This is a genomic window from Frankia gtarii, from assembly GCF_025403375.1.
GTDB lineage: Bacteria > Actinomycetota > Actinomycetes > Frankiales > Frankiaceae > Frankia > Frankia gtarii.
The window spans coordinates 1-8,457 of sequence record NZ_JAMPTM010000282.1; the positions used below are offsets into that span (position 1 = coordinate 1).

Below are 8,457 nucleotides of genomic sequence, written 5' to 3' on the forward strand. Positions count from 1 at the left end.
AGGTGGGTCGGCGGGGTCGGGCGGCTCGTGTCGGTGGGTCAGCCGCCGTTGGCGTTGGCGTTGGCGGTGACGTGGTCGCGCCAGGAACGTTCGGGTTTCCACCCGAACAGGGCGCGGGCCCTGGCGATGGAGATCCCGCCGGCGTCGGGGCGGTCCAGCTCCCGCAGCGGTGGAGCGTCCGCGCCGAACACCTCGGCGGTGAGCTCGGCGAGCGGGCGGCCGGCGATGTTGTCCGGCTGGGCGGCGTAGACGACCTCGTGGCCGGGGGTGTCGGCGGTCGCGGCCAGGGCGATCAGCTCGGCGAGGTCGTCGGCGTCGACGTAGGACCACTGGTTGAACGCGCCCCGGCGCGGATTGGCGGCGACGCCGGCGTGGACGGCCTCGTAGGCGTCGGGGGTGAGCACGAGGCTGGGGCGCACGGAGACGGCGGTGGCGTCGCTGCGGCGGACCAGGGCGTCGCAGATGTTCTCCCCGAGGGCCTTGGACAGGCCGTAGGCGTCCTGGGGGCGCAGCGGGTGGTCCTCGTCGACGGGCAGGTAGTCGGGCAGGCACGGTCGTTCGGCGGTGACGAAACCGGGGGCGGTCTCGCTGGAGGTGTAGATCAGGCGGGGCACGCGGGTGCGGGCGACCGCCTCGGCGATGTTGTACGTCGACTGGGTATTGGTCGCGAAGATGACGTGCCCGGGGTCGTGGGAGGGCTCGGGGATGCCGGCGGTGTGGATGACGACGTCGGGGCGGGTGCGCAGGACGACGGCGATGGCCTGCCCGTAGTCGGTGAGGTCGGCGCGCAGGTAGGGGTCGAACGGCGGGCCGTAGTGGGCGGCGACGATGTCGGTCCCGGTGATCTGGTGGCCGTCGGCGCCCAGGCGCGCGACGACGCGGGAACCGATCTTCCCACGGGATCCGGTGATCAGGACTCGCATGGCCGCTCCTGACGCCTGCTTGCCGTCTGCCTGCTGGTCTGTCCGGCGGCGAGGAACACCGACCGGGCGTGGGAGAGCTCCCGGAATCCATGCACGCCGTGATAGCGGCCCATTCCGCTGGTGCCGACGCCCCCGAAGGGGAGCTGACTGTCGACGAAGTGCAGCGCCCAGCCGTTGACGGTGACCCCGCCGGACGACGTGCCCCCCAGCACCGCGTCGACCAGGCCGCGGTCGTCGCTGTAGACGTAGATCGCCAGCGGCTTGCCGCCCGCGCGGACGTGCTCGACGACCTGCGCCGGGTCGGCGAAGGTCAGCACGGGCAGGATCGGTCCGAAGATCTCCTCGGTCAGGATCCGGGCGTCCGCGGGCACGTCCAGCAGCACCGCGGGCGGCAGGATGTGCCCGCCGGTATCCGGCACCCCGTTGTCGACCAGCCTCGCGCCGCGGGCGACCGCGTCGTCGAGATAGCCGGTCAGCCGGTCCAGGTTGCGCCGATTTATAATCTTTCCGAGCGCCTCGGGCGCGAGCTTCCCGTCCGAGTACAGGTTCTGCTCGATCCAGGCCAGGTAGTGGCCGAGGAACTCGTCGCGGGCCTCGTCGCGGATCAGCAGGTAGTCGGGGGACAGGCAGATCTGCCCGGCGTTGCTGTGCTTGGCCTGCGCGATCTGGGCCGCGGCCGTCGCGAGGTCGGTGGTCCCGTCGACGATCGCCGGGCACTTCCCGCCGAGTTCGAGGGTGACCGAGGCGAGATGGCGGGCGGCACCGGCCATCACCACTCGCCCCACCGCGGGGCTGCCGGTGAAGAAGATGTGGTCGACGGGCAGCTCCAGCAGTGCGTTCGCCAGTTCCACCCCACCGGTGAACACGGCGACGTGCTCCGGGGCGAAGACCTCCCGGATGATCCGCGCGCTGACCGCGGAGGTGGCCGGGGCGAGCTCGTTCGGCTTGACGATCGCGGTGTTCCCGGCCGCGATGATCGGTACCAGTGGCTGGAACAGCAGGCCGAACGGGAAGTTCCACGGGGCGAACAGCAGGCAGACCCCACGGGCCTCGTACTGCACGAACTCCTCGGCCCCGGCGCCGAGGTACGGCGGCGGGGTCAGCGGGGTGGGCGCCGCCCACTCGGCGAGGTGGGCGACGGCGTCGTCGATGTCGGCGAGCACCGCCGCCACCTCGGCCGGGACCCGCGGGCGCGGCGGGCGCAGCAGGTCGGCGTGCAGCGCGGCCCGGATCTCGTCGAGATGATCGGTGATCGCCGCCCGCAGCCGGGTGAGATGCCGGATCCGCTCCTCGACGGTCGACGTCTTCGTGACCCAGCGGTGCCGGCGCTGCGCGTCGAAGACCTTCTCGGCGTCGGTGCTGTCGGGCGTCTTTTCGGTCTCAGTGCTCAAGGTTCTCCTCGCGAGGGCCGGCGGACCCGGCCGTGGGCGGCCGGTCGGGGTCAGCGATTGTGCCAGTGGGGAGTGCGTTTCTCGGCGAAGGCAGTCAGGCCTTCGTGCATGTCCTCGCTGAGCAGGAGGTCGTCGAGGGCGGGGGAGTCGTGGGCGACGGCGTCGTGGGGGTCTGGGATCCTGGCGGTCTCGTTCATGATCTGCAGTGAGACGCGTACGGACGTCGGTGAGCCGGCGAGGATCTCGGCGGCGAGGGCGCGGGCGCCGTCGAGGGCGGTGCCGGCGGGGACGACCCGGTTGACCAGGCCGTGGGCGTGGGCCTCGGTGGCGTCGAGGCGGCGGCCGGTGAGGATCATCTCGGTGGCGAGCTTCGGTGGCAGCGCCCGGGGGAGGCGGACCAGGCCGCCGGCGCCGGCGACGAGGCCGACGCGGACCTCGCTGAGGGCGAACTGGGCGGTGGTGTCGGCGACGACGAGGTGGCAGGCGAGCGCGATCTCGCAGCCGCCGCCGAGGGCGTAGCCGTTGACGGCGGCGATGACCGGCTTGGTCAGGTCGCGGCGGCCGGTGAGCCCGGCGAAGCCGGCCAGCGGCACGGAGCCGCGTTTGCCGCTGGCCGTCCAGATCAGGTCGTTGCCGGCGCTGAACGCGGTGTCCCCGGCGCCGGTGATGATCGCGACCCACAGGTCGGGGTCGGCGAAGTAGGCGTCGAAGACCTCGTCGAGTTCATGGTTGGCCGGGGGGTGCAGCGCGTTGCGGGCGTCGGGCCGGTTGATGGTGACCTCGAGGAGGTGACCGTCGCGGCGGATGAGGATGTGTTCGTAGCCGTCGCGGAAACCGGGGGCCCGGGCGGGTAGCCGGGCGTCCAGTGCGGTCCGGCGCAGCGCCGCCCGGTTGCCGGTGGCGGTGGCGCGCACGAAGATCCGCTCGCCGAACGGGGACTCGCCGGCGAGCAGGTCGAGCAGGTCGGTGTCACCGCGGATGGTGGTGGCGAGGAAGCGTCGGCCGTCGTGGTCGAGGCGGCCGACGACGATGCCGGTGCGGCCTCCGTCGCGGCCGTGGGTGATGGTGAACGTCTCGATCGTCGCCCAGCCGTCGGCGCGCGTCGCCACCTCGACCGGCGCCCAGGAGTCGATCTCCGCCTGGAGGGTGGCGCTGTCGTCGGGCCGCCAGGGCGCCGGGGTGGTCGAGTAGATACCGACGGAGTACTTCGACAGCGAGCCGCCGTTGGCGCCGACGAGGCCGTGGCCGCCGGTGGTGCGCAGTCGGGTGACGGTCTCGGCGATGGCGTGCATGGAGTAGTTGTTGCCGGCGCCGCCGAAGAACGGCAGGCCGCCGGTGAGGGTGAGGCCGCGGGGGTCGTCGGGGGCGAGGCCGAGGCCGTCGCAGAGGTTGAAAACGGCGATCGGGAAGCAGCTGTACAGGTCGAAGGTGCTGATCTGGTCGAGGGTGAGGCCGGCGACGTCGAGGGCGTGGCGGACGGCCATCACCGCGGCGGGGCTGGCCGAGAGATCGGCTCGCTCCAGCAGGTCACGTTCGCGCAGGTCGGCGTGGCCGGGCAGGAAGACCCACCGCTGGGCGGGGACGCCGAGGCGGCGGGCGGTGCCGACCGAGGTGAGCAGGACGGCGGCACCCTGGTTGACCTGGTCGCGGGCGACGACGAACCGCGGGAACGGATCGGCGATCATCCGGTTGCGTTCGGTGATGGTGGCGAGCTCTGTGGCGTCGCGCTCGACCGGTGCGGCGGCGTAGGGGTTGGCGGCGGCGACCTTCGTGAAGGGGGCGAACAGCTCGCCCATGGCGAGGGCGTAGTCGGCGCGGGACAGCTTCAGCCTCGCGCGCCGGGCGTTCTCGAACAGCGCGTACTGGCTCGGCGCGCCGAGCAGGCCGTGGGCGGCGTGGTAGCGGGAGCTGAGCCCGGCCAGCCCGTAGCCGCGGTCGTCGAGCTGGCCGCCGACGTGCTCGGTGAAGTCGGGCCGGTCGGGGGCGTCCGCGAGCGCCCGGGTGGTGGAGATCGCCTCCGAGCCGAACAGCAGCACCACCTCGGGCCCGGCGCCGGTCGCGATCGCCGCGGCGAACTCGTTGACGAGGTGCTGCGGCGACTGGCCGCCGACGACCTCCAGCACGGCCCGCGCCGGCTCCGCGCCGATGCGGGCGGCGACCGAGCGGGGGTAGTTGTCCGACCGGCCCAGCGGGGCCTTCGCCCGCGCGCCGGAGATCTCGAACTGGCGAACCCCCGCCACCGTGTCGATCGCGGCCGGATCGATGCCGGCATCGGCGACCGCTCGCCGCGCTGCCGCCGCCGCCAGCTCCACCGCGGACAACCGCGCGTAGCCGGGCCGGCCGGGCTGCTCGGCGTACTGGCCGACACCGATCAGCACCGGCGTCGCGGGATCGAGGGCGTTGAGGGCGTTGAGGGCGCTCAAGTGTTCTCCTGATCACGGCACGGGCAGGGTGGTTCGCGGCGCTTCGAGCACGCCCGCGCCGACCAACTCGTCCACCTCGGCGGGGGACAGGCCGAGCACGCGCTCGGCCAGCTCGCGGGTGTGCTCCGCGACCAGCGGGGCCGGGCCGGTGAGCGGGTCGGCGACGCCCCGGTAGTGGGCCTCACCGCCCAGGGTCAGCAGCGGCGGCGGGAGCTGCGGCTGGCTCTGTTCGACCAGGAAACGGCGCGCGGCGAGCTGCGGGTCGGCCGGCAGCTCGTGCACCCGCAGCATCTTCCCGGCGGCCACGCCGTGCTCCTGCAGCCGGCGGGCAGCCTGCTCCGGGGCGAGCCCGGCGGTCCAGCGGCCCACCTCGGCGTTGATCTCCCCCCGGTGGGCGTCGCGGCCCGCCGCGGTGGCGAACCGGGGATCGTCGCGCCACGCCGACTGACCCACGACGCCGGCGAGCCGGCGGAAGGCCTCGTCACCGCGGACGTCGATGACGCACCACTCGTCGTCCCCGGCGCAGGCGAACAGGCCGCGCGGGGCGTCGCCGCGCCGGTCATTGCCCTGGGCGTGGACCGAGCCCGGCCGCAGATACTCCTCGGCGAGCCCGGCTCCCATCTGGTAGAAGATCGTCTCGATCTGGGCGACGCTCACCGTGCCGCCGCGGGCGGTGCGCCGCCGGCGCAGCAGCAGTGCCAGCACCGCCACCGCGCTGACCCGGGCGGCGACATGATCGGGGTAGATCGTGATCGCGTCGCAGAACCCGTCCGGGAGGTCCGGGTAGCGCCACAGCTCGCTGAGGCCCGCCGTGGCCCGCACCAGCGGCCCGTAGCCGAGGCGGCGGCTCCACGGGCCGGTCGAACCGAACGCACTGCTGTCGGCGACGATGATCCCCGGGTTCACCTGGGCGAGCTCGTCATAGCCGAGTCCGAGCGATGCCATGGTGCCCGGGCGGAAGTTCGACAGCACCACGTCCGCGGTCGCGACCAGCCGCAGGAAGATCTCCCGGCCGCGCGGGTCGCGCAGGTTCAGCCCCAGGCTCGACTTGTTGCGGTGGCCCCAGGCGAAGCTCTCGCTGATCTGCGCGCCGTTGCGATTCTGCCGCGAGCCGTCCGGGAACGCCCGGTTCTCGACCTTGATCACCTCGGCGCCGTGATCGGCGAACAGCCGGCCCAGCTCCGCCCCGACGACGATCACCCCGAGGTCGAGCACCCGCAGTCCGGCGAACGGATGGCGCGCAGCCGCCGCCGCACCGCCAGGGTCGCCCGCACCGCCCGTCCACCCAGGACCTGGCCCCGGGATGGTGGCGGTGGCGAGGACCGCGGGGTCGTACTCGCCGAGTGCCGGGGGACCGTGCCGCCGGCCGGCGCGGATGCCGTCGATCTCCACCAGACCGTCGGTTACGGGCACCGCCACCCCCGGGGCGACCTCGACGGGCACGAAGGTCCGCCGTTCGCGGAAGTGCTCGCCGGCCACCACGCCGGCGGCGTCGAGCAGGGCGGCCGCGGGCACGCCGAACCCGATCGACTCGGCGACGATCGTCTTCCGGGTGCGCTCGGCGAACAGTTTCCCGATCAGTGGGTAGAGCTCGCCGGCGGCGGCGAAGCGGGCGCCGAGGTTGTCGTACTTCGCATCGGCGAACTGCGCCGGCTCGCCGAGCCAGCGGAACATCCCCTGCCACTGCCGTGCGGCGAGGACACAGATCCGCACCCAGCCGTCGGCCGCGCGGAAGATCGGGTAAAGGTGGCGGGCGTCCGGGCGCCCCCGCGGGAGGTCACGCACCGTCGCCCCTGCGCGGGCGCTGCCCGAGATGCCGTAGCCCGGGTCGAGGACCTGGGCGACCGCCTCGAGCACCGAGAAGTCGACGACGTCGCCGCGCCCCGTTTCCAGCCGGTTGGCATATGCGACCAGGGCGGCCCAGGCGGCCTGCGCGGCGGCGCACTCGTCGGCCAGGAACTGCGGCGGCAGCAGCGGCGGCATACCGGGCAGTCCCGAACGGGACAACAGCCCGCCGATCGCCACGTGCACGTCGCTGCTGCCCGCCCAGTCCCGGTAGGGACCCGTCAGCCCGAAGTCGGTGATGGAGACGACGACGAGGCCCGGGTGGGCGGCGAGCAGTCCCTGCGGGTCGAGGCCGCGTGCGACCTGCTGGTCCGGACGGGCGGTGTGCAGCAGGATGTCCGCGCTCGCCGCCAGCGCGTATAGCCGATCCCGGCCCGCCGCCGTGGCGAGGTCCACCACCGCGCCGCGCTTGTTGATCGAGTGGATCGCGAACGACAGGCTCGTCCCGTCGTCGGTGAACGGCCCCGCCCGCCGCGAGGCCGCGCCGCCCGGTGGTTCTATCCGCAGCACCTCGGCGCCGAGGTCGGCGAGGTAGCGGCCGGTCGACTCGCAGCGGCCGTCCGCCAGATCCAGCACCCGCACCCCCGCCAGCGGCAATTCCACGCCGGGGGGCCCAGTTCGGCTGGTCATCGGACTCCTTTCGCCGTGGCGGTGGGAGCCGCGGCGCGGCGTCCCGGCTGGGCGGGGGTCAGTGCGCGCGTCCTCCCGTGCCGGCCGGTTCCAGCGAACACCCGGTGCTACGGCGACGCCATTGCGTTGCGTGCCGATCGGCCGTGCCAACAGACGCACTGTCGCCCGTCCGGCCTGCCGCCCGATGGTGGTCCCCCGCCGGCCGGCGGAATCCGCGGGGCCACTGACCAAATGGCAAGACGACTATGAACGGCCTCATTGTCATAGCCGGGATGGGCTACAGGGCCAGTCAAATTCCCGTTTTCTGGCTAGAAAGGTGGTGGTCACAACTACCCTGCCCTCTGTTGTTGGCCGGACGTTCACCCGGCGCTGCCACCCTCTGCTCGGCGCGTCGGATGCTCACGTGCGGCGCTGCGGTCATCGAAGGGAACGACATGGGGGATCACGAACACCGGGCGGTTCGTCACGGCGGGCGTCGGAATCCGGGGTCAGCCGCACCGGTCCGCCGGTCGCCGCGGTCCGACACCGTGGCGCCTGTCGGCCGCCCCCGCGCGGTGCCGGTGCCCGCGCGATGACCGGGCCGCTCATCGTCGGTGTCGATGCCGGCTGCGCCTGCCTGCGCGACGCCGACCTGCTCATCCACCGTCTGATCGAGGTGTTGGACCTGCCCGGCGACACCGTCGCCTGCACCCACCTCGTCGGCGCGCAGGCGCCACACGTGGCCCTGTCGTTCGCGGTCTCGCCGACCTGGTACGGGCCGGGCAACTGGCGACGAGTCGCGCACCTCGCCGGTGAGCTCGCGATCGTGGAGCTGGCAGCGGCCCGGCGCGCCGCCGCGGCGGCGCGGGTCGGGACGGACCCGGTCGGGGGCTCCCTTGCCAGGCACACCCCGCGGGTGGGACCCCCGATCGGGGAGAGCCGGGCGGCAACCGCCCGGACGGGGAACATCGGCGCCGGTGGCTGGTCTGCCGGGCATGCTCTCCGCGGAACCGGCCAGATAGCCGGGACCGCCGTCATCGACGGCACCGCCGCTGGGAACGCCATCATCAGTGGTCGTGCCGGGGGCTTCGGGGGCTCCAGCTCGCCCGGGGCGACGGTCGGGCTCGCGGTCGAGTTCCTCCGCGTCGGCGCGCTGGTCGCGGGGCCGGTCGGGCTGGCCTGCGGGGCGGAGCGGATCGGGCCGCCCGAGCTCGCGGACGGCGCCGCGCAGGCCGTCGCGGATCACGCCAACCGGCAGGGCGGGCG

General features: G+C 73.7%; 5 protein-coding genes. 1 reads left to right on the forward strand and 4 read right to left on the reverse strand.

The features are described from left to right. Positions 1–38: 38 nt before the first annotated feature. Genes NBZ83_RS26955 through NBZ83_RS26970 form a run of 4 tightly spaced genes read right to left on the reverse strand, consistent with a single transcriptional unit; the run spans position 39 to position 7,212 of the window. Positions 39–923, reverse strand: coding sequence for an NAD-dependent epimerase/dehydratase family protein (locus NBZ83_RS26955; protein ID WP_261570885.1), 885 nt, complete (start codon positions 921–923; stop codon positions 39–41). Then, entirely contained in the window at positions 911–2,314 is a 1,404-nt protein-coding gene (locus NBZ83_RS26960) for an aldehyde dehydrogenase family protein (protein ID WP_261570886.1), read from the reverse strand. Before NBZ83_RS26960 ends, NBZ83_RS26955 begins: the two co-directional genes overlap by 13 nt. A 50-nt stretch (positions 2,315–2,364) precedes the next feature. Continuing rightward, complete coding sequence (locus tag NBZ83_RS26965; protein ID WP_261576039.1) at positions 2,365–4,737, reverse strand: acetyl-CoA acetyltransferase; 2,373 nt, start codon at positions 4,735–4,737, stop codon at positions 2,365–2,367. Between the two features lie 12 nt (positions 4,738–4,749). Beyond that, entirely contained in the window at positions 4,750–7,212 is a 2,463-nt protein-coding gene (locus NBZ83_RS26970) for a CaiB/BaiF CoA-transferase family protein (protein WP_261576040.1), read from the reverse strand. Between the two features lie 571 nt (positions 7,213–7,783). On the opposite strand from NBZ83_RS26970, the gene NBZ83_RS26975 reads away from it, so the two are divergent. Beyond that, a partial coding sequence (locus NBZ83_RS26975; protein ID WP_261576041.1) for a hypothetical protein occupies positions 7,784–8,457 on the forward strand: 674 nt, incomplete at its 3' end.